This window comes from Neobacillus pocheonensis (assembly GCF_050477905.1).
Lineage (GTDB): Bacteria > Bacillota > Bacilli > Bacillales > Cytobacillaceae > Neobacillus > Neobacillus pocheonensis_A.
Map to the genome: position 1 here is coordinate 35,604 of NZ_JBCNAD010000041.1, position 20,402 is coordinate 56,005.

The following is a 20,402-nucleotide window of genomic DNA, read 5'->3' on the forward strand; positions in this document are numbered from 1 at the left end:
CTTTACGAACTAGGCAATTTTGCATCTTTATGGGGGGTAATCACAATGTTTGGATTAGTGATTGTGTCTCTTGGCATCCCTTTTATCTGACTGATATTCCCGTATTTTTTTCTTAATTCTTTGACCGGCCCAAATTCAATCGCACGCATTGGACAGGTGGCTACACAGACAGGATCCTCACCCTTTTCTTGTAGGTCAAGGCAAAAATTACACTTATCTGATTTAAACACCTTTTTATTATATTGTGGGGCCCCATACGGACATGCCTTTACACAAAGCTGTGCACCTTGACAAACTTCCTGATCAATCGTAACAACGCCATTTTCTTTGCTCTTTGTTATCGCTCCAGTAGGACAACTAGGTATACATTTCGGATGAGTACAATGATTGCACGCGATGGAAAAGTAAAAAGACTTTAGGTTTTGAACGAAACCTCCTGTCGGCTGCTTAATAAACGTTCCTTCCTCATAGGTGTAAACTCTGCGAAAATTTATTCCTATATCAGTATTATTTTTATCTTTGCACGATATACTACACGCCTTACAGCCGGTACAAAGACTTTGATTTATATAAAACCCTAATTGCGCCAACTTCCTCACTCCTTACGCTTTTTTCACTTCAACAAGGTTTGTTTGCTGTGGATTTGCTTTAGCTAGTGGTGTTGGCTTCTGTGTTGTCAGCACATTAAGTGAACCCCTTTGATCCAGCCCGTTTTTATCTGGGGTATACCAGGCACCTTGCGGTATTCCGGTGACACCTGGAGTAATGCGCGGTGTCACTTTTACATCAATAAAGAGCGAGCCACGATCATTAAAGACCTGTACGCGATCCCCATTTTTTATGCCTCTTTTTTCAGCATCCGTAGGATTCATCCACATTTCTTGCTTCGCTGCTTCCTCCAGCCATTCCTGGTTATCATAAGTAGAATGGCATCTGCGCTTATAATGCCAACCAATAAGCTGCAAAGGATATTTCTCTATTAAAGGATCTTCAGGCCCTTCCCAAGAAGATATATATTTTGCAATTGCTGGAATTTCATCATGTTGATTCATATCCCACAATGCTTTTGAGAATAATTCGATTTTTCCTGAAGGGGTTTCAAATGGTTTATTCTCGTCAATTTGTTCTTTAAATCCAATAAGTGGATTATCATATTTAAAATGATAGACACCCTGTTTACGGAATTCCTCAAAGGTTGGAAAATTTGGGTTTAGTTCTTTGCGTGTTCTATCCACACTTTCCTTTACCAGGTCTAATGTTGTTCGCCCATTGGTAAATTGTTCTTTTAATCCCAATTTGCCTGCCACTTCAGCAAATACATCATATTCATCGCGGCATTCATACAATGGTTCAATTGTTTTTTCACCAAAAACTACATAATCACCAAAGCACCATGGCATTCCTATGTCATAACGTTCAAAAAAGGTGGTACCAGGCAGTAAAATATCCGCATACCGAGCACTTGGGGTCATAAAGAGGTCACTGACTACAATAAATTCCACTTTGCTTTCGTCCTCAAGAAGTTTACGGGTTTTATTAATATCCGAATGCTGATTTATGAGCATATTTCCAGCCATATTAAATATAAGTTTAATATTTGTTTTCAGCTGGTCTGTACCCTCAAGACCATCAGCCGCTGTCAATTCTATTCCTTTTTCCACTGCCTTCGTCCAAAGGAAACATGGAATAGAGGCTTTAACGGGATTTTCGTATGAGAAGGGGTAGACAATGTCTGAACGGCTCCAATATCCTGTTCCTCCTGCCCAGCCGCCTAGTTTCCCTACATTTCCTGTAAGACAGGCCAGTTGGGCTCCCCCGCGCATAAATTGTTCTCCATATGCTTGCCGCTGTGCGGCCCAGCCTTGAATTAGAGCAGCAGGCTTTGCTTTTGCATAATCCCTAGCGATTTCACGAATTTTGCTTGCAGGCACTCGGCAAATTTTTTCAGCCCATTCCGGAGTTTTTGCTACACCATCTTTTTCCCCTAGCAAATAGCTTTTCAGCGATTCCTTTTTTGAGACTCCTTCCGGCATATGAGCACCGTCAAACCCTATACAATATTTATCTAAAAATGCCTGGTCTTGCAGATTTTCTGTGATTATGACATAGCCCATTGCATCCATCATAGCGTTATCGGTAGTAGGCAAAATCGGAATCCATTCGTCAGCAAAGGCAATTGCTGTATCTGTATAGCGCGGGTCGATAACCACGATTTTTGCTCCATTTTTCTTAGCCTGCATTAAATATTCACGATAAGGTGTAGAAAAAATCATTTCAGATGGGTTCTGCCCCCATAGAATGATATATTTCGAATGTAATAGGGAATCAAAGCTACTTCCTGAATTGTTCGTGCCATATGTATAAGGGGTCGCAATATTGCCTGCTCCAGAACTATAATCATTCCGGTAATTTAGGAAGCCACCTGTGAGTGAAAGCAGCTTCCTGGCCGCATTCTTGCCGCCATGTAAGCCCCAGCTTTGTCCGGATGCATAGTTGACATACCTTGATTCCGGTCCATATTGATCACCAATTCGCTTTACTTCCTTTGCAATAGTCTCAATAGCCTCATCCCAGGTAATTCGTTCAAATTTTCCTTCTCCACGTTTTCCAACCCTCTTCATTGGATACTTTAAGCGATCAGGATGATAAAGCAGGCTTCGATAATTTCTTCCTCTGACACATGCACGAAGCGGTGGGGTAGAAAGGTCACCTCCCTGTTGTGTATCGGTACTGACACGAACGACGACACCATCCTTAACATGCGCTTTAATCACACATCGGCCTCCACAGTTATTAATGCTGCAAGTGGAAATGATTTTTTCTGCCTCTTTAGCTTTTACTACTTTTGTCTCTTCTTGTTTGCTAACCAGCATTTTTGTACCTATCCCACCTGCAATCACGGGTACTCCAATCGCACTGGACCATTTCAAGAAAGTCCTCCTCTTCATTTTATCGTTTAACAAATTCTTCAATGGGTTCGTTTCAAACATGTGCAACTACCTCCTTCAGCTCTGAAATTGTTTGTAAATCGAAATGTAAAAAGTCTTCTAGCAACAATGCTGCCCCAAGATATAATTGGCTCGTGGTATTTTGTATTACGCGTTCACAAAAATATGGAATCCAGACTGTTAGATGTTCTGATAAAAACCTAACCTGAGTTATGAGTAGTTCTGCTATTATTGCAGTTTCGGTTTCTTGCAAACATAAATCTAAAAGAAATATCATAAATTCCAATTCGAGTAAGAGATGATCGTCCGGCTCATTGTTTTCCTTGATCGATTTGAGACCAAATTGATGAAATTGTTCCCTGACTTGATCATTCCATTCCTCAAAAAGTAATTGTTCTTTACTCCTGTAAAAGGATTCCCAAGGTGGTGCTACTAATGGGCCAGGTCCAATGAATAGACGTTGAAATTCCTCTTGCACCTTGTTATATTGGCTGCAAGACAAATGTTCAAAAAAGGCAGCAAGAATTTTTCCACCTTCATGTATTTCTTTTATTTCTTGAAGATTGCCGTTTGATTGAATTTGCTCAAATACTTCCATATTGGGTTCCGAAAATAGCAAATAAATCATTTGATAAAAATTTTTCCTCAATAATAAAAAAGGCAATAATTGGATTTGCAATGATTCTGTTTTTGTCATGCATAAACACTCCTATTTTGTGAAGTATTTCACAAATAATCTTAAACTTTTTCACCTACTTTTACTTTCTAACATGATTACAATTCCATATTACCGCATTCTACCAAATTAGGAATCAACTTTGTGCAACGTTTCACATTATATTCAAAATCAATCTTATTTCTCGGCTTTTCTTTAAAAATGTGTATAATAGTAAGGACTAATAAATAGTAAAGGATGATCCCCTTGAACATAACTGGCCATACAGTTGAAAAACTAGAAGACCCTTTTGGCTTATTATCAGGAGAGCGCTATGAATATTTCCTGGATTTAAATGTAGATGAAGAGGATGAACTCTTTTCTGATAAGGGGGTTGGCTTAAAGGTCATTTTCGTAGTCGATGAAAACGATGCAAAGCTTTCCACCTATCATTTTTACGAAAAAGGAAGCGAAAAGGTCCTTGACTTTGCCCTTGAAGAAGATGAAGAAGAACTAGTTCTTACATATTGTAAAGAAAACATTTTGGAATAACAAAAGCAGGGTGCATTCATTCACCCTGCTTTTCGTTTGACTACATAAAATTCTTACTATGATTATGAATAACTTGAAGTTCTTTTGTTGTTTGTGTCATTTCACTTTTACAAATTGGACATCGGGGCACATCACTGCTTTTAAAATTGTCGCGAATCCAGCATTTACACTCACCTGAACTACAAACCCAAATCTTTGTTTCCTCTAATTTGATTTCTTCGTCATTTCTCCTACCAAATGCCACAACATATCACCCCTTGTACTTTGTACGTTTTTAAAGTGAATATATATTTAAAAAGGTGATGCCAAAATTAAAGCATCACCTTTTTATTTAACAAAATTAAGCTTTTTGAACGTTAGCAGCTTGTGGTCCACGAGCGCCTTCAACGATTTCAAAAGAAACTGCTTGGCCTTCTTCTAATGTTTTGAAGCCTTCTGTTTGAATAGCTGAGAAGTGAACGAATACGTCTTGACCGCCTTCAGCTTCGATGAATCCAAAACCTTTTTCTGCATTGAACCATTTAACTTTACCGTTTTTCATGGATATTACCTCCAACATTTTGTTCACTTTAAGTCAATTTTACATTTAAACAAAAAAAGTCATAATTGCACTCTTGGGTAATAGACATCACCCACAGCTTTCGTGCAGTTACGACTACTTAATCCAATAAATATTTAACGAACATTAAAGCGTAACTTAATATTATCCCCAAATCTGTCATTTGTCAATCAAAATAATCTTTAGCTGCCCTTTCCACGCATAAAAATTTCCATAAAATTTACAGTGAACTTTTGATAATCAGCTTCTACACCAATGTAATCAAGTGATTCTGGTGGTTCTTTATCCGGTTTCGGTCGAAAATCAGCGATACTTTTTCCCTTTGCCTCTCCGAATTCTTCCACTCTGACTCTTCTCGGAATATATTTAACTAAATCTGGTTCGGATAAAGCCATTAACGGTACTACATCATGAAGCGGAGCACCTTTTATTCCAGGCACATTTTTTTGATAAGCTTTAAAATAATAATCAAATGCCGGAACTAACAACGGTTTAAAAGGTGTTGGACTGTTTTCACCGAGAAAACGAATAACATCGGGGGTAATGAGGGCATTATTTGTAATATTTAATGGATGTAAATAGATATTATGGGCTTTCTCCATGACCATATTGGCTGCAATCGGATCGACATAAAAATTTGCTTCCGCCTCAGCCGAAATATTCCCAGGGACTAAAAAAGCTCCTCCCATAATATAAAAAGCAGAAACGTCTTTTAACGCATTATTTCCATATAAAATAAACATTAAGGCTAATTCTGTCAGTCTTCCAACCGACACGATGACAATATTATTTTTATACTGAGAGACAATTTCTAAAATTTTATTAATATCATAAACCTTTGCATCCTTAATGGTATCAGGCGGTCTAATCGGTCCTAAGCCTTCTTTCCCATGAATCTCTGGATAATATTGTACAAGTTCACCGGATAAAGGCCCTGCTGTTCCAGCAATAATGGGGATATCCACCCTACCCCCTAAATTTAATAAATAGGCTGTATTTTTAATCGATTTCTCTTTTGGAGTATTTCCATAACCACTGACAATTCCTACTAAGTTTATTTTTGGATTAAGTAAGGCGTACATGATGGCAAAAGAATCATCGATACCTGGATCGGCAACCATGAGCACATTATATGCCATTACCACTCCTCCGTTTAAAGTGTTTTTACTATTACTTATTAAAACTATGCAATGAATACGTATGTAAGAACAGACTGAAAAAAGCTGACCCGAAAAATTCGAATCAGCTTTGGCTGGGTTAAACTTGATAATTGATGTCCGCTTCAAGCACGTGCGGTTCGCGGGCGTTCAAACTTTTTATGCTTGCTTCTTTACTTTTACGGTTGTTTTTTTCTTTGGAGCAGCCGCCGTTTTAGTCGGCTTTGTTCGATCGATAGAGGCCTGTAAAGCAGCCATTAAATCTGTCACATTAGAAGGAGCCTCTTTCGCTGCTGCCGTCACCGTTTCTTTTCCATTCCGCTTTGATTCAATTAATTCTAATAGGGCTGTTCGGTATTCATCTGTATATTTTTCCGGATTAAATTCAGATGTCAACTGATCAATTAACAGAATAGCTGTGTCGAGTTCTTTTTTAGTTACCTTGTCCTCTGATGGAACATTTGGCACATCCCCTGCTTTTCGAACTTCGTCAGGATAATGAATGGTTTCCATTACCAATGTATTTTCAAATACCCGAATGACGGCCATCTGCTCTTTTGAACGAATGATGATTTTCGCAAGTCCTACTTTCTCCGATTCCTGAAGTGCTTTTCGTAGCAGTGAATAGGCTTTCCCGCCTCCTTCATTTGGAGACATATAATAACTTCTGTCATAATAAATCGGATCAATCTCATCCATTTTAACAAAATCAATAATTTCTACAGCTTTGTCCTCGTTTTCCTTTCTAAGCTTTTCAAGGTCCTCATTATCGAGTACTACAAATTTTCCTTTTGTATATTCATATGCCTTCACGATATCCTCAGGTTTTACTTCTTCTTCACAAACCGAGCAAATCTTTTCATATTTAATTGGTGCATGACACTTATTATGAAGGGTCCGAAGCTTAATATCTTTATCTTCTGTTGCCGTATGAAGCTTGATGGGAATGTTCACAAGCCCAAAACTGATACTTCCTTTCCACATCGTATGCATAAGTATTTCTCCATTCTTTTTATTATTATTGTTTGATTCCGCAAAGATTGCATTCCTAAAAACAATTGGAAATGGATGAAGTTCACCATATAAAAACAAAATAAAGAAAAACGAAGGGAATTATTTTTATGAAACCAATGCTGCCAAGTCTAACCTTCGACCTTCATGTTCATGCAGAATGGTTCTATGAGGTTAAATATGATGGGTTCCGTGCTATTTTGGACTGGGATTCTAACGGTATTCAATTAACGAGCCGAAACGGGAAATCATTATTACCTCAATTCCCAGAAATCCAAGAATTTTTGCTGCAATATGAAGAGCAATTCCGACCCTTTCTACCATTGCAGCTTGATGGAGAACTGGTTTGGCTGGAAAATCCTTATAAGGCTAATTTCGCAGCCATTCAGGTTCGCGGTCGCTTAAAATCAATAAAAAAAATAACGGAACAAGCGAAATCATCACCGTGTCGACTGATGGTTTTTGATTTACTTTATAAAAAAGGAAAATCGCTTTACTCAATCCCGTTCAATAAGCGAAAGGATGAACTAATTAAATTATTTCAAACAGTCGGTCTAGGGCTAGAGGTAGACCCTACTAATGACCTTCTGCTTCAGCCGATAATGGCCTTTCATACATTTGATGAACTATGGGAAAAGGTGGTTTTATATGACGGGGAAGGTATTGTCGCCAAACAAAAAAACAGCCTTTGGGAAGAAGGAAAACGGTCCTTACAATGGCTAAAGTACAAAAATTGGAAATATGTCACCTGCTTTATTACCTCTTTTGAAAAAACGAATGGATACTTTTATATTAGTGTTTATAAAGATAACCAAATTTATGGGATTGGCCAAGTGCTTTTCGGATTTAAACCAGAAGAAAAGCAGGCACTTCAGCAAACAATCAAACAAAATATGATTCGCGATGATGGGCAGTTTATTCATGTGGAACCTGCCATATGCCTCGAGGTTAAATACTTAGAACTATACGAAAACCAACTGCGTGAGCCCCATTTTGACCGGTTTCGTTTTGATGTTGAACCGTCCGACTGTACATATGAAAAGTTCCTGTTTGGACAAAAAAATTTACCAACTAATCTGGAAATTACACATCCAGATAAACCTCTTTGGGAAAAGCTAGACATTCAGAAAGCTGATTATATCCTTTACCTACGGGAGGTTTCTCCCTATATGCTTCCATTTTTGTATAACCGCTTGTTAACGGTGATCCGTTATCCACACGGAATGTTTGGCGAAGCTTTTTACCAAAAAAACTGCCCGGACTATGCTCCGGAATTTGTCCAAACACATTTAGCAGATGGAATCGACTATATCCTTTGCAACAATCTTAAAACCCTGATTTGGCTAGGAAATCAATTGGCTATTGAATTTCATGTGCCTTTTCAAACGATTACCAGCAAAGGTCCTAGTGAGATAGTATTTGATTTGGACCCACCATCCAAGGATGACTTTTATCTGGCGATACGAGCTGCTTTATTAATTAAAGAAGTACTTGATCAATTAAATTTAATCGGTTTTATTAAAACCTCAGGCAATAAAGGGCTGCAAATTTACCTTCCTCTACCGGAGGGCGAATACACCTACGATGATACAAGACTGTTTACTAGCTTTATTGCCGAGTACTTAATTTCAAAGGATCCTGAATCCTTCACAATTGAAAGAATGAAAAAAAACCGCGGAAATAGGCTTTATGTAGACTACGTTCAACATAGTGAAGGTAAAACGATTGTTGCTCCCTATTCCATGAGGGGAAATGAGCATGCTGGTGTGGCCACTCCGCTTTATTGGGAGGAAGTGGATGAAAAGCTAGATCCTAAAACATTTACATTAAAATATGCCTTAGCACGCATTCGGAAACAAATAGATCCATTCAAGAATTACCAGCAAACAAAAGCGATTCAGCCCTTTGCACCCGTTCTGGAAATATTAAAAAAAGAAACAGCAAAAAAAGGATAAGGGGCGTCCTTATCCTTACAATGCTTCCTGCAAGATTTGTTGTGCTTCAGTTTGCAGTTTCTCATAGGCATTCTGTTCAGTAATATCGTTTCTTGACTCCACCGTAAACATCCGATTGTTTAGATCAACGTTAATCGTACCATTGAAAAGGTAGGTTGCATTGCCAATCAAGTCAATGTAATAGGATTCATCGTTTTGGTGAACAACACATTGTACTCTTCCCCCATTATTGTAAACCTTAATAACCTTTTCGAAGTCATTAAAGCCTTGTAAACAGGTAACCAAAGTGGAAGCAGACATAGCTGTACCGCAGGCATTTGTAAAACCTACACCCCGTTCAAAGGTTCTAACATAGATGGCATCAGTATCTATTATTTTTACAAAACTAACATTGACTCCGTCCGGGAACAAGCGATTTGGACCATTCACTTTTTCACTAAGCTGTTTTTGGATGTCTAATTGAAGCTGGTCCCTATCAACAATCGTAATTAAATGTGGATTGGGCACTGCTAGTGCTGTAAAAGTCAATTCACCTGAAAGCTCTTCTATTTTTTTGTTGAGCAATGATGGCTGATTTAAATTTAAAGGCAGCGCGGATAATTCAAACAGTACTGGGGATATTTCCACCTGATAAGTATGAACCTCGGAAACTAAGTCCTCCTGTTTACTCACCTTCAAATCAGCTTTCATTGTTTCAATAATTGCTTCATTTAGTCCCTTTAATTCACAAATATATCGGGCTACCAGGCGAAGTCCATTACCGCACATAGAAGCTTCTGAGCCGTCCGCATTAAAGACCCTCATTCGTCCATCGGCATGGTCGCTTTCCATTACAAATAGAATTCCATCAGCACCTAATTCTGACTCCCGATTGCATAATAAACGGGCAAGTTCCGCTCGGTCATTTTCCGAGAAAGTATAGCTATTCGATATTTCATCAATGATTAAAAAATCATTTCCAGATCCATGTCCTTTTATCAAATTAATTTCCAATATAATTCCTCCCACAATGGCATTATATTGTATCATATCATCTTTCGACAAAGAATTCATGAATTAAAAATGATAACCCTAGGAGCTTGTCTCTTTCAGATTTAAGACCCTGTAATGAAAGCACAGGAGTATTGGGATTTGGAAACAAAGGACTCCATTCAAGCGGCATCCATCCCCTTCTGAGACGTCCCACTTGCTGATTTTTTTTATTTATCACTTCCTCATCCATATAAATGGAAGATCCTTCAACCGCCCCCAAATATCTGCCTGCCCCATCGAGTAATTCTTTTTTGTTTTTATTCCAAGTAAGCTTCTTAATCTCCAAGCAGCCAAGATAACTTCTGCATGGGCTGTACACATCAACAGTTACCACTTTTCTTCCATTAACTTTAAAATAACCAATCGCCTCCTTCTCACAATTGTAGAGGACATAAACATTTCGTTGGTATTTCTCAATACTACCTGCTAGGTATCCATTCGGAAAATAAAATAGTAAATTTGGTGATTGTGTATTCATAAAAAACACTAATAATTGGTTGGCATTGAAAAAGGAATTTACAGTGTTATTAGTACTAGACATGTTCCTAGCAATTGTGATTGACTGTTCTCTTCTAAAAAGATAGAGTTGAAAACTGAGAAAACTATAGACAAAAAATGGTATCGTCAATAGCATTATTTTTTGATTGTTAATAAAGGAAATATTTCCAAAGACAATTAGACTAGCGGGTAACAGTGCTGCAATACTACCATTTAAGCTAATATTGGCGGCATCTCGGTAATATTCGTATATTTTCATATTGAAAACCCCTTATCGATTGCTCATTTCTAGTTTATTTATCAACTGACAAAAAAATGATAGGAGATTTTCGATTTAATAGATAAAAAAGAAGAGTCCTTCTAAAAAGACTCTTCCTCTTAATGCACGTATGTTAAAATCTTTTGCATTGATTTTCTAGCATCTTCATAGCCCTGATTATAGAGTTCTTCTAGTTTTAACGGATTCCTTTCCATCCGACCAACCTTTAATGGGTGTGTGGGGCGAATAATCAGCACCTTCCCCTTCTTCTCTTCTTCCTCTAAGTAGGCTACCGTATTATTATAAATTTCGTATCTCTTCCTAAGTGACTGCTGGAGGCCCTTATACTCGGGATACTTCCGGTCAACAAGAAAGTGAAATTTTGAAGGTTTTTTTAGATAGCCTGAATTTCTAGTTAAAATCACCACATTTTTAGAGAAACCATCCTGTTGTGCTTTTTTAATAGGAATCGGATCAGTAATCCCGCCATCTAGCAAAATTTTATCCTTAAATCGCACTTCAGGAGCTATAAACGGCAGGGAACTCGATGCCCGAATTACTTTTAAAAAATCATCCCCGTAATCCTGTTTATTGTAATAAACAGGCAGGCCAGTCAAACAATCAGTTGTACCCACGACAAATTCGGTTGAACTGTTATAAAATGTATCATAATCGTATGGTACATGTTGATTAGGTATTTCATCGAAAATAAAATCCATCCCGAAAAATTGACGATTCTTAAAAAAATTTCTCCACGATATATATCTTGGGTCAGAAGCATAATCTATCGTGACAGTCTTATTTCTTCCTTTTTGCTTTGACAAATAGGAGGCGGCATTACATGCCCCTGCCGAAACACCGATTACATATGGAAAAAATAATTCATGCTCCAAGAAGTATTCAAGGACACCAGCTGTATAAACGCCACGCATCCCGCCGCCTTCTAATACCAAACCGACTTGATTTGCCACATTGTTTCTTCCCTTCTATCAAAGCTGTTAAGATAATTGCCATTATAGAATAACAACAACTATTTTCAAAACGAAATGACTTTCCTAAGCGGCAAGTTCTTTTTTCCTAAAAATCATTATACTTACTCCTAACAGTATTAAAATACAGGCTGCAGCCAATAAACTAGTAGGTAAAAGCTGATCCGAGACTCCCTTATCTAAAAGGAATTGATTCGCATAGGCCGATAATTGAGCAGGACTCCACTCAAGCCACTGTGATAAGGAGCTTGATACTATAGTAACCACTATGATAACTGCAAGTGAGATAAAACCAGCAATACCAGCTGTTCTTAACAAAGAACTAAAAAACACTGTAACGGTTAAAATCAGGGTAAACCATATGGCATAATAGAAATAGGATTGAAAAAATTCATTGATCGGAACCCATTCAAATAACAAACCCGTATAGTACCAAGTCGCAAGATAACCAATAAAAAAAGAAATCCATAATAACAGGGCACCTCCGGCCCACTTAGCTGTGACGTAGGATAGAAAAGAAACCGGCTTTACCAAAACTATCGCGGCCACACCGCTTTTTCTTTCCGCAGCGATAATACCCATCGTTGAAAGAACGATCACTAAGACTCCGAGAGTAGCATATTCCCCAAGGCTTTGGATTAATACTTCAGCTGCGGTTGGCTTTGGAATTTTGATAACCGCCCCTTCAGGCAAGTCCCCAAGCGAATCAATAATTTGCGGCAGGTAATAAGAAGAGATTGGATTTTTTACTCCTATTAAAATAAAGGTAATCGGCACCCAAATCCACTTAAAATTCCGCCACATTTCCAATAATTCTTTTTGCAGAAGCGTCAACCACTGACTCATTTTCCCACCACCTTCATAAAGACATCCTCAAGGGTCATGCTGCTAAGTTCAAATTTCTCAAGCGGCCAATTTTTCTCAGAAATCTGTTGCAAAAAACTTCTTCTTGCCAGTTCAATATCTTTAACGTTGATACTAAGGCGGTTACCATCCATGTTTACTGATTGTGTTAGTTCATGATTAGTGAAGAACTCCCCATATTCATCCGAATGAGTTTTAAAAATGAGATCAATTTTGGATTGCTGGTGCCTGTCGCGCAGCACCTCCATCGTCCCTGACTCGACAATTTTTCCATTATGTAAAAACAAAATCTCATCACATACTTCTTCAGCGTCATTTAATATATGAGTAGAGAAAAGGATTGTCGTCTCTTTCTTTAACCCTTCCAATAAATCCAGTACTTCTCTTCTCCCAATAGGGTCAAGTGCAGATACTGGTTCATCCAGCATGATAAGTTCTGGGCGATGAATAAGCGCTTGAGCAATTCCTAATCTTTGCTTCATCCCTCCGGAGTATTTCCCTACTCTCCGATTTTTGGCATCCAAAATTCCAACAAGCTGTAAAAGATCTAGCGATTGTTCTTTCGCTTGTTTATGAGATAATCCTGCAAGCTTGCCAACGTATGTTAAGAATTCGAAGCCTGACATCCATTCATAAAAGACCGGAAACTGAGGGAGATAACCGATGAATCTGCGAATGTCTTCACCTTTTTTGGCATCTGTAAAAGTGATTGTTCCTGATGTCGGTGCCATCAAGCCGGAAAGCATCCTTAGTGTGGTTGTTTTTCCCGCTCCATTTGGTCCTAAGAGAGCAATGCACTTCCCTTTCTCTAGAGAAAAATCAAGTCCATTAATCACTTCTGTTCCTTGAAAACTCTTTTTCAGTCCAGATATTTGAACAAGGGACATTAGTTATTTCTCCTTCCAATCACAAAATAAAGGATTGGGCCGATCAGATTAACAAACAAAATAATAATGGCCCAAAGCCACTTCGGACCATTCGTTTTTTCAATCCTTACTAAGTCAATAATGGCAACAATTAATAAAATAAGTTGAATAATGAAAATTGGCATTAAAATAGGTAAATGTTGGACTATAGCATCCATGTTGTTCTCCCCCTTTGTTTTCAACTGATATATCTATATGACGCTTGAACGTTAAAAACGTTCAAAAACCCAGCAAAAAATTTTGCTGGGTTCATTGTTACCTATCTATTTAAGCAGCCTGAAAATTAACGGGAATTGATATTGATTGCCTTCGTAAGCCTTGACTGCTGCAATAATGGTAAAAATAAATGCCGCAATCCCCAGTGCCCACAATAAGAAAATGCCAATTACAACTATTACTAAAATGCCAGAAATGACAGAGTAAACAGCATAAGATATGGCAAAATTAAAATATTCTTTCCCATGATAATCGATGAATGAAGAATCATCCTTCTTTATTAGCCAAATTATGAGTGGTGCTAAAACTGGAAAAAAAATACTTAACACATAAATCCCAGCCGCCAACAACCTTTCTTCACTTTTAACCATTTTCATTTCCCCCATTGGAAAATATTTTTTATCTACCTTACTATTTACGCTTTACCTTTTTAAAGGTTTCATAAGTCACAAAAAAATCCGCTTTTTTTTGAAAAAGGCGAAAATTCCCTACTTTTCTCTAGGCACACTAGTTGGTAAAATAGATAAAATACTATTATCAAGATATAGAAAGGTTTAATTATGACAAACTTACTTTTAAAGAATGCAACTATTTACCCGATTACATCTAATCCAATCAAATCCGGCGATGTACTCATTGAGGAGGGAAAAATTAAAAAGGTAGGCCGAAATATCGTTACCGATTCCAACGTAAAAATCATGGATTGCAGCCAACTATACCTTTTTCCAGGCTTCATTGATGTGCATACTCACATAGGTCTTTATGATGAAGGTACAGGCTGGGCAGGTAATGATGCAAATGAAACAGCTGAAGCATTAACACCCCATATCCGAGCAATGGATGGTGTTTATCCACTAGATCCAGCTTTTTCTGATGCAATTAAGAACGGAATCACCACGGTCCACATAATGCCTGGCAGCGCAAATGTAATTGGTGGGACCACTTCCGTCATTAAAACATCTGGAAAAAATATCAAGAAAATGATTATCCAAGATATTGCTGGTTTAAAAATTGCTTTAGGAGAAAATCCGAAAAGAATCCACTCTCACGGAAATAGTGATTCCATTACCCGAATGGGGATCATGGGGATGCTTAGGGAAGCTTTTTATCAGGCCATTCATGCCGATAACCCCGATGACTTGAGAATCAGTCCCTTAGTAATGGCATTAAAACGAGAGATTCCAGTACGAATTCATGCTCACCGTGCTGACGATATTATTACAGCTTTACGGTTTGCAGAAGAATTTAATCTTGACCTAAGAATTGAACATTGTACTGAAGGTCATTTAATCGCAGGTGAATTGGCAGGTATAGGTTTAAAGGTGTCTGTAGGGCCCACCTTAACAAGAAGGTCAAAGGTAGAATTAAAGAATAAAACATGGAAAACATATCAGGAATTGACAAATCATGGTGTTGAAGTATCGATTACGACCGATCATCCTTATACACCCATTCAATATTTAAATATTTGTGCGGGCATTGCTAACCGTGAAGGATTACCTGAACAAAAAGCACTGGAAGGGATTACGATTTTACCTGCAAGAAACTTAAAGATAGATGCGCATGTTGGCAGTATTGAAGAAGGCAAGGATGCTGATTTGGTGTTATGGAGCCATCATCCTTTCCATTACTTAGCAAAACCAAAATGGACGATGATAGCAGGCGAAATGATCTATTCAGAGGTGTAGAACATTGTAGAAAATTGGAATAAAAATTTGCTGAAAATGTGCAAAAAACCTATTTCTTTTTCACGAAATTTCTTGTATCATACTCTAAGTGAGACTGTTTAAGACCTGAAAATCTTGGGGGTTTATGAACAAATTCTGTATAACCAAAAAATAAAATAGGGAAGGCAAATGGTGCGCCACCAGTTATCCTGGTTCTAGTGGGTTCGATTCCCACCCCGAAATTTTTTACGCAACTTTATAAAAAATTTCGAGGGTGGACCGCTTCTTTTGACATGGGATCGGAATGCCCTAATGGAGGGATATTCATGCTAAAGAAACGTGATCTTCATGACAGCCATACATTATTCGAATTAATGACGCATCCAGATGTCTTCCCTTTTGTGCGCCACAAAGCAGCTTCTTATGATGAATTCTTATTTATCACGAAACAAACGCTTGAAGCTGAAGAGCGAGGAGAATTAATTTCCCGAACTATTCTTGATGAATGGGGTGCTCCAATCGGGACAATCAATTTGTTTGATATTGAGGATAATGCCGGATTTTTAGGTACTTGGCTCGGGAAGCCCTATCATGGGCAAGGCTATAACAGCCCGGCAAAAGAAGCTTTTTTCCAAGAACTCTTTTTCGAATTAGGTATCGAAACTGTTTTTATGCGGATTCGAAAAATCAATATAAGGTCTATTAAGGCTGCCGAAAAATTGCCTTACGTAATTAAAGCGAATGAGTCTAGAAAATCTCTTTATGATCAATTGAATGCAAATGAGGACGTTTACGATTTATATGAAATACCAAAAGACCTGTACAATTTGCATTTCCTAAGAAGTGGTTCTTCTCAAGAAGACACTTCACACTTATTGGAAGCTTAGAAGCAATCGGTTAATCGCCGATTGCTTTTTTTATTTCATAAAAAAGACCAAGACGCAAAAAATCGCCTTAGTCATTTTAAATTAGCAATAAAATATTATTAATCCGTGACATTTTGTTCAAGCGATTCATTTACCTCACTAAGTCCCATTTGGAGCAAAAATTCTTCTAATTCCTCATTGGTTAATGTTTCAAATCGGCCATCATGAAAAAATATTTGAGTTTGATTAGGGTTTATTCTGTTGATATTAAAACTCATGTTCTTTGCTCCTTTCATCGATGATTATTTCCTATTATCCACAAAATAACCCCTTTTCATTCCAGATAAACCATAAAAAAGACCTGATTTCAACCCAGGCCTTTTCACTTTCACTATTTAGTATTCCCGATTTTTTCAAGATATAAATTTCTTAAAATAAAGGTTTTATATAGCTCGATTTTCCGACGTTCCACTGGATGTTTCGTAATGCCGATCTTTTTTAATTCCTGAACATACCATCCTTTTGACCCCTGATAAGCCACCGCCCTATCCCCTTTCATAATTGCTTGTCGCTACAATCTATGAAAGGCTAAGGGCTCACATTCCTTTTTTCATACTTTATATCTTATGTATTTTGCCAAGTACGTCCACTCCGCCCGTAACAGGTATGATACTTCCTGTAATAAAATCAGACTTTTCCTCGGCAAGAAAAGCAATGACTCGTGCGATATCCTCACCGGTCCCCTGCCTGATACTGGTGGTGGCGCTATCTACCGCCATCAATGCATCCGCTATTTTCTTTTCCTTCCATTCGTTTATGATATCTCCAGGACAAACCATATTGGCGGTAATTCCATTTTGAGCCTCTTCTATGGCAATCGTTTTTGTCAGTGAGGCTAAACCAGCCTTAGCTGCAGCAAACGCTGAACGATGCACCCAACCAGGGGCAGTTTCGACTCGATCATAGCCAAGAGTAATAATTCTTCCCCACTTTTGCTTTCTCATCGTAGGAATAAACAGCTTTGATAAATAAAAAACAGCACTCAAATTTCCATTTATCAGGTAGTTCCATTCCTCAAAAGAGTAATCCGTCATTTTTTTCCTTTCATGAATATAGGGCCCGGCATTATGAACGAGCACGTCCACTGTTCCGTAGGCAGTAAGAATTTGATTAACCATTCGGTTACAGTCTTCCTGACTGGCAACATCAGCTTGCACGGCCATGTTTTTTGTACCAAAAGTTTCGTTTAAATGTTGTGCTAACAAAACAGCTTCTGATTCACTCGTTCTATAGTTAATGACAAGCTGATATCCTTTTTCTGCAAGCAGAAGGGCGGTCATTTTTCCAAGTCCTGAGGCTCCGCCTGTAATCAAAGCCGTTTTTTTATTCACGAACCATTACCTCACTATATAAAAAATTTCTCTCTTTACTATATGTTAAAAAGATTCAATTATATATGCAAATTTTAAACTTTAATAACGGATGGGCAGGTTAATGCATAGTATGAGATGAGATATCAATAAAAAGGATGTGACAGGATGCAGACTGTAATCAACATTTTCAGCCTGAAAATTAACAGTGTCTCTAACAACGGGTCTGTCAACATCGGTGAAGCCCTTCATAATGCCCATACAGCTAATACAAAATCTCAGGGCCAAAATGCAGCCTATGGAGATTTCGCTCCGCCGAATGCTGCAATGGAAAACGTATTTATTGATCCTGACGTCAATGATATGGGAGATATCGCAAATCCGTCCAACGTGTTTAGTAATCCGAGATAAAGGACTGAAAAATAATGCCTTTTCAGATAAATGTTTTTAACATTAAAACAAATTCAATCGCTAATAACGCCAATATTTCTCTTGGGCCTGCCGTCCAAAACAGCCACACAGCCAATCAAAAATGGATTGGTGCGAATTATGCGCTGGGAGACTTAGCACCCGCAAGCTCCTGTTCCTTTAATGGATTCGTCGACCCTGACGTAAGTGATCAAGATCAAATCGCTAACCCTTCCTTCCCGATATCAACCCAATTCTAATCTATAGAAAGGAGGAAACTGGATGTTCCCTTGGAATATGTTCCCTTTTAATAAAGGTATGAAAGATGCCATGAAAAATATGAATCCAGAGCAGATAGATACATTCGTCCAGGATTTAATGGGAAAAATCATGCCCCAAAACATGGGGGGAATGATGAATCCTCAGGAATTAATAAACGGCTTCCAATCATCAGGATTACGGCAGCCGCCAGTAGATGGTGTTCTTAATTCCACAGCCTTTGAAACCCATGATTTTGTTTTTGTTAGAATACCAATTAAAAGTGAAGACTGGCTTAAACAGCTCCGCATTTATCATACATCAAACAAACTGATCGTCGAAGGTATACCAGAACTTGAGGATAAACATACCATAACATTGCCCGCCATTGTCAGGAAGAAGGGCGCAGCCGCAAATTATAAGGATGGAATCCTCGAAATTAAAATTCCGAAAAACATTGATATGCAATATTCACAAATCGACGTGACAGAAATCATGTAGCCGTCGATTTTTTTTTGCATGTTTTTGACAAGAAAAAATATGATGAGAATAGGAATGATCATAAATGAGGTGGTATGATGGAAGTAGATAAATTAAAAAAATGGCTGGATGTTGCCCAGCAATTTCAATCAGAAAAATTTTGGAATCAAATCTTTAATGAACATAACCAACCTTCTGCTCCCAACACTCAATCACTTAATCCCCTTACAGCTGGCAAAGAATTTTTCCCTAAATGTGATCTTTACGAAACTGAAAATGAGCTCATTTTCGAGGCAGAAATTCCCGGTGTGGATAAAGAAAATCTTCATATCTCCATTCAGCAGCAGGTTCTGACAATCAAAGGCGAGTTTAAAGCATTACAGCAGAATCGAAAATATTATCTCAAAGAACGGGCCAATCGATCGTTTAAAAAGGAATTAATTTTACCATATCCGATTTTAATTCAGAAAATAAAATCGGAAATCCGCAATGGGGTATTGACCTTATCTATGCCTTTGAATCGAGAGGAAGTCGAAAATATTCCCATTACTTTCGATCAATCTAATCCTGAATAGAGGGCTCATATGCGATTCCTTTTTCGCTTTTTTATCTCAAAGAAAGCTTTTACACAAAAAATCTCGGAATTAGAAAAAAAAATAGCAGATCTTGAAGCCAATTTTCATGGATCTAACACAGCGTCAGAGGAGCCATCGAATAAGGAAAGTCAACCTACCATTAAAATTGAACATCTACAGGTTGATAAAATTATTATTGAGCATTTAGATTACGCTAATAATTTTGGTCAATTGGGAATTAGAGAATTATCAGGTAAATTAAATATTGGCACAAGCTATGAAGGCGATTTAACTAAATTAGTGGATCAAAAGATTGCGGAAAAGTTGGAAAAACAGGCAAAAGTAAATTTAAGAGCTAAAAAAGAAAATTAAGACAGCCAATTGGCTGTCTTTTAATGACCTTCATTATGGTCCTTCATGTCCATTCCTTCCATAGAACCTTTTGAACTTGAATCCTCTGGTTCACTTGGAGTCCCAACAACAAATTCCTTTTTGGGCATATTATGCATATCTCTTGCTGTAACATGTGAAATGATATAATAGGTTCCCTCTTGGCCGAAGGACTTCTCAAGACTGTAAACGCCATTCTTCGCGTGTTTAATGGCAATTTTTTGGTGGTTTTCATCCTTTGCACGCCAGATCTCAAAGATAACTTCATCGGCATCATTAACTTTTTCTTTCCCTTGAGTTACTTTCGCTTCAAATTTAACAGGTTGATTTAATTTTGCAGGTTCTGGAGTTACTGTTAAATTTACTTCTAGCATCTCTGGAACATCGGATGACTGCCCGTTTTCCTTACTGCAGGACACCACCGTTAGTAGAACTAGAACAGACATAATACCAAATAAAAGCTTTTTCATTTTGGTCACTCCTAACTTAATTCATCCATAATCTCGTTATGGAGTTCTATTAAAAGCAATTTTGCTTCTCCCGCGATTGATGAATCGATAACTCTTCTAATAGCAGAATAGTATTTTTCATACTTACTTTTCCTAATTCTCGGATGGGAATTTTCATCCAAAAGCTCCCTTTTAATTGCCTCTAATAATATTTCTTCACTACTTTTTTCATCTGCACCTAATAATCGATTGTTCCAAATCGAGCGGTATTGTTTTAATAATTCGTCAATGTTTTTAGGCAAAGATATCCCCCCTCTT

General features: G+C 37.8%; 28 protein-coding genes. 9 read left to right on the forward strand and 19 right to left on the reverse strand.

What is annotated here, in order from left to right; genetic code table 11:
- Positions 1–2: 2 nt before the first annotated feature.
- Genes ABES02_RS21740 through ABES02_RS21750 form a run of 3 tightly spaced genes read right to left on the reverse strand, consistent with a single transcriptional unit; the run spans position 3 to position 3,645 of the window.
- Complete coding sequence (locus ABES02_RS21740) at positions 3–590, reverse strand: DMSO/selenate family reductase complex B subunit (protein ID WP_430139537.1); 588 nt, start codon at positions 588–590, stop codon at positions 3–5.
- A 12-nt stretch (positions 591–602) separates the two neighbouring features.
- Entirely contained in the window at positions 603–2,990 is a 2,388-nt protein-coding gene (locus tag ABES02_RS21745) for a DMSO/selenate family reductase complex A subunit (protein WP_430139539.1), read from the reverse strand.
- Positions 2,983–3,645, reverse strand: coding sequence for a TorD/DmsD family molecular chaperone (locus ABES02_RS21750; protein ID WP_430139541.1), 663 nt, complete (start codon positions 3,643–3,645; stop codon positions 2,983–2,985). Before ABES02_RS21750 ends, ABES02_RS21745 begins: the two co-directional genes overlap by 8 nt.
- Before the next feature lie 216 nt (positions 3,646–3,861).
- Between ABES02_RS21750 and ABES02_RS21755 the strand changes: the two genes are divergently transcribed.
- A complete protein-coding gene (locus tag ABES02_RS21755) occupies positions 3,862–4,155 on the forward strand; it encodes a DUF6509 family protein (protein WP_430139543.1) in 294 nt (97 codons plus the stop codon).
- 40 nt (positions 4,156–4,195) lie between these two features.
- On the opposite strand, the gene ABES02_RS21760 is transcribed toward ABES02_RS21755, so the two are convergent.
- From ABES02_RS21760 to ABES02_RS21775, 4 genes are all read right to left on the reverse strand, one after another.
- The gene (locus ABES02_RS21760) at positions 4,196–4,399 is read right to left on the reverse strand and encodes a cold-shock protein (RefSeq protein ID WP_430139545.1); all 204 of its coding nucleotides are present in this window, start codon (positions 4,397–4,399) and stop codon (positions 4,196–4,198) included.
- A 96-nt stretch (positions 4,400–4,495) separates the two neighbouring features.
- The gene (locus tag ABES02_RS21765; RefSeq protein WP_223593178.1) at positions 4,496–4,696 is read right to left on the reverse strand and encodes a cold-shock protein; all 201 of its coding nucleotides are present in this window, start codon (positions 4,694–4,696) and stop codon (positions 4,496–4,498) included.
- A 200-nt stretch (positions 4,697–4,896) separates the two neighbouring features.
- Positions 4,897–5,853, reverse strand: a complete 957-nt coding sequence (locus tag ABES02_RS21770; protein ID WP_430139547.1) for a nucleoside hydrolase — start codon at positions 5,851–5,853, stop codon at positions 4,897–4,899.
- A gap of 177 nt (positions 5,854–6,030) precedes the next feature.
- Entirely contained in the window at positions 6,031–6,864 is an 834-nt protein-coding gene (locus ABES02_RS21775) for a Ku protein (RefSeq protein WP_430139549.1), read from the reverse strand.
- Positions 6,865–6,992: 128 nt separating this feature from the next.
- Here ABES02_RS21775 and ABES02_RS21780 point away from each other — a divergent pair, with 128 nt between their 5' ends.
- Entirely contained in the window at positions 6,993–8,837 is a 1,845-nt protein-coding gene (locus tag ABES02_RS21780; protein WP_430139551.1) for a DNA ligase D, read from the forward strand.
- A 15-nt stretch (positions 8,838–8,852) separates the two neighbouring features.
- Here ABES02_RS21780 and dapF read toward each other — a convergent pair whose 3' ends face one another.
- From dapF to ABES02_RS21815, 7 genes are all read right to left on the reverse strand, one after another.
- Positions 8,853–9,830: a diaminopimelate epimerase gene (gene dapF, locus ABES02_RS21785; RefSeq protein ID WP_430139553.1), complete on the reverse strand. Its 978-nt coding sequence runs from the start codon at positions 9,828–9,830 to the stop codon at positions 8,853–8,855.
- 37 nt (positions 9,831–9,867) lie between these two features.
- Complete coding sequence (locus ABES02_RS21790) at positions 9,868–10,626, reverse strand: hypothetical protein (RefSeq protein WP_430139555.1); 759 nt, start codon at positions 10,624–10,626, stop codon at positions 9,868–9,870.
- A gap of 119 nt (positions 10,627–10,745) precedes the next feature.
- A complete protein-coding gene (locus tag ABES02_RS21795; RefSeq protein ID WP_430139557.1) occupies positions 10,746–11,597 on the reverse strand; it encodes a patatin-like phospholipase family protein in 852 nt (283 codons plus the stop codon).
- A gap of 84 nt (positions 11,598–11,681) precedes the next feature.
- Positions 11,682–12,461 carry an ABC transporter permease gene (locus ABES02_RS21800; RefSeq protein WP_430139559.1) on the reverse strand — a complete coding sequence of 260 codons (780 nt, stop codon included), beginning with the start codon at positions 12,459–12,461 and terminating at the stop codon, positions 11,682–11,684.
- Positions 12,458–13,366, reverse strand: a complete 909-nt coding sequence (locus ABES02_RS21805) for an ATP-binding cassette domain-containing protein (RefSeq protein WP_430139561.1) — start codon at positions 13,364–13,366, stop codon at positions 12,458–12,460. The genes ABES02_RS21800 and ABES02_RS21805 overlap by 4 nt, the downstream gene beginning before the upstream one ends.
- Positions 13,366–13,563 carry a PLD nuclease N-terminal domain-containing protein gene (locus ABES02_RS21810; RefSeq protein ID WP_430139563.1) on the reverse strand — a complete coding sequence of 66 codons (198 nt, stop codon included), beginning with the start codon at positions 13,561–13,563 and terminating at the stop codon, positions 13,366–13,368. Before ABES02_RS21810 ends, ABES02_RS21805 begins: the two co-directional genes overlap by 1 nt.
- 105 nt (positions 13,564–13,668) lie before the next feature.
- Positions 13,669–13,992, reverse strand: a complete 324-nt coding sequence (locus ABES02_RS21815) for a DUF4870 domain-containing protein (protein ID WP_430139565.1) — start codon at positions 13,990–13,992, stop codon at positions 13,669–13,671.
- A gap of 189 nt (positions 13,993–14,181) precedes the next feature.
- On the opposite strand from ABES02_RS21815, the gene ABES02_RS21820 reads away from it, so the two are divergent.
- Both ABES02_RS21820 and ABES02_RS21825 read left to right on the forward strand, forming a co-directional pair.
- Positions 14,182–15,309: an amidohydrolase gene (locus ABES02_RS21820; RefSeq protein ID WP_430139567.1), complete on the forward strand. Its 1,128-nt coding sequence runs from the start codon at positions 14,182–14,184 to the stop codon at positions 15,307–15,309.
- Positions 15,310–15,614: 305 nt separating this feature from the next.
- A complete protein-coding gene (locus ABES02_RS21825; RefSeq protein WP_430139569.1) occupies positions 15,615–16,175 on the forward strand; it encodes a GNAT family N-acetyltransferase in 561 nt (186 codons plus the stop codon).
- A 98-nt stretch (positions 16,176–16,273) separates the two neighbouring features.
- On the opposite strand, the gene ABES02_RS21830 is transcribed toward ABES02_RS21825, so the two are convergent.
- The 3 genes from ABES02_RS21830 to ABES02_RS21840 all read right to left on the reverse strand — a co-directional run bounded on the left by ABES02_RS21830 (position 16,274) and on the right by ABES02_RS21840 (position 17,545).
- Positions 16,274–16,432 (reverse strand): hypothetical protein, encoded by a 159-nt coding sequence (locus ABES02_RS21830; protein ID WP_430061402.1) that lies wholly within the window; start codon positions 16,430–16,432, stop codon positions 16,274–16,276.
- A gap of 113 nt (positions 16,433–16,545) precedes the next feature.
- Positions 16,546–16,695: a YflJ family protein gene (locus tag ABES02_RS21835; protein WP_430139571.1), complete on the reverse strand. Its 150-nt coding sequence runs from the start codon at positions 16,693–16,695 to the stop codon at positions 16,546–16,548.
- 76 nt (positions 16,696–16,771) lie between these two features.
- Entirely contained in the window at positions 16,772–17,545 is a 774-nt protein-coding gene (locus ABES02_RS21840; RefSeq protein ID WP_430139573.1) for an SDR family oxidoreductase, read from the reverse strand.
- A 147-nt stretch (positions 17,546–17,692) separates the two neighbouring features.
- Here ABES02_RS21840 and ABES02_RS21845 point away from each other — a divergent pair, with 147 nt between their 5' ends.
- From ABES02_RS21845 to ABES02_RS21865, 5 genes are all read left to right on the forward strand, one after another.
- Entirely contained in the window at positions 17,693–17,935 is a 243-nt protein-coding gene (locus tag ABES02_RS21845; protein WP_430139575.1) for a spore germination protein, read from the forward strand.
- Between the two features lie 14 nt (positions 17,936–17,949).
- Positions 17,950–18,192 carry a spore germination protein gene (locus tag ABES02_RS21850; RefSeq protein ID WP_430139577.1) on the forward strand — a complete coding sequence of 81 codons (243 nt, stop codon included), beginning with the start codon at positions 17,950–17,952 and terminating at the stop codon, positions 18,190–18,192.
- 22 nt (positions 18,193–18,214) lie between these two features.
- Positions 18,215–18,691 carry an Hsp20/alpha crystallin family protein gene (locus ABES02_RS21855; protein ID WP_430139579.1) on the forward strand — a complete coding sequence of 159 codons (477 nt, stop codon included), beginning with the start codon at positions 18,215–18,217 and terminating at the stop codon, positions 18,689–18,691.
- 77 nt (positions 18,692–18,768) lie between these two features.
- A complete protein-coding gene (locus ABES02_RS21860) occupies positions 18,769–19,245 on the forward strand; it encodes an Hsp20/alpha crystallin family protein (protein ID WP_430139581.1) in 477 nt (158 codons plus the stop codon).
- A 9-nt stretch (positions 19,246–19,254) separates the two neighbouring features.
- On the forward strand, positions 19,255–19,617 hold the full coding sequence (locus tag ABES02_RS21865) for a hypothetical protein (RefSeq protein ID WP_430139583.1): 363 nt from the start codon (positions 19,255–19,257) through the stop codon (positions 19,615–19,617).
- A 20-nt stretch (positions 19,618–19,637) separates the two neighbouring features.
- Here ABES02_RS21865 and ABES02_RS21870 read toward each other — a convergent pair whose 3' ends face one another.
- Both ABES02_RS21870 and ABES02_RS21875 read right to left on the reverse strand, forming a co-directional pair.
- Complete coding sequence (locus ABES02_RS21870) at positions 19,638–20,105, reverse strand: FixH family protein (protein ID WP_430139585.1); 468 nt, start codon at positions 20,103–20,105, stop codon at positions 19,638–19,640.
- Positions 20,106–20,116: 11 nt separating this feature from the next.
- Positions 20,117–20,386, reverse strand: a complete 270-nt coding sequence (locus ABES02_RS21875; RefSeq protein ID WP_430139586.1) for a hypothetical protein — start codon at positions 20,384–20,386, stop codon at positions 20,117–20,119.
- Positions 20,387–20,402: the final 16 nt, after the last annotated feature.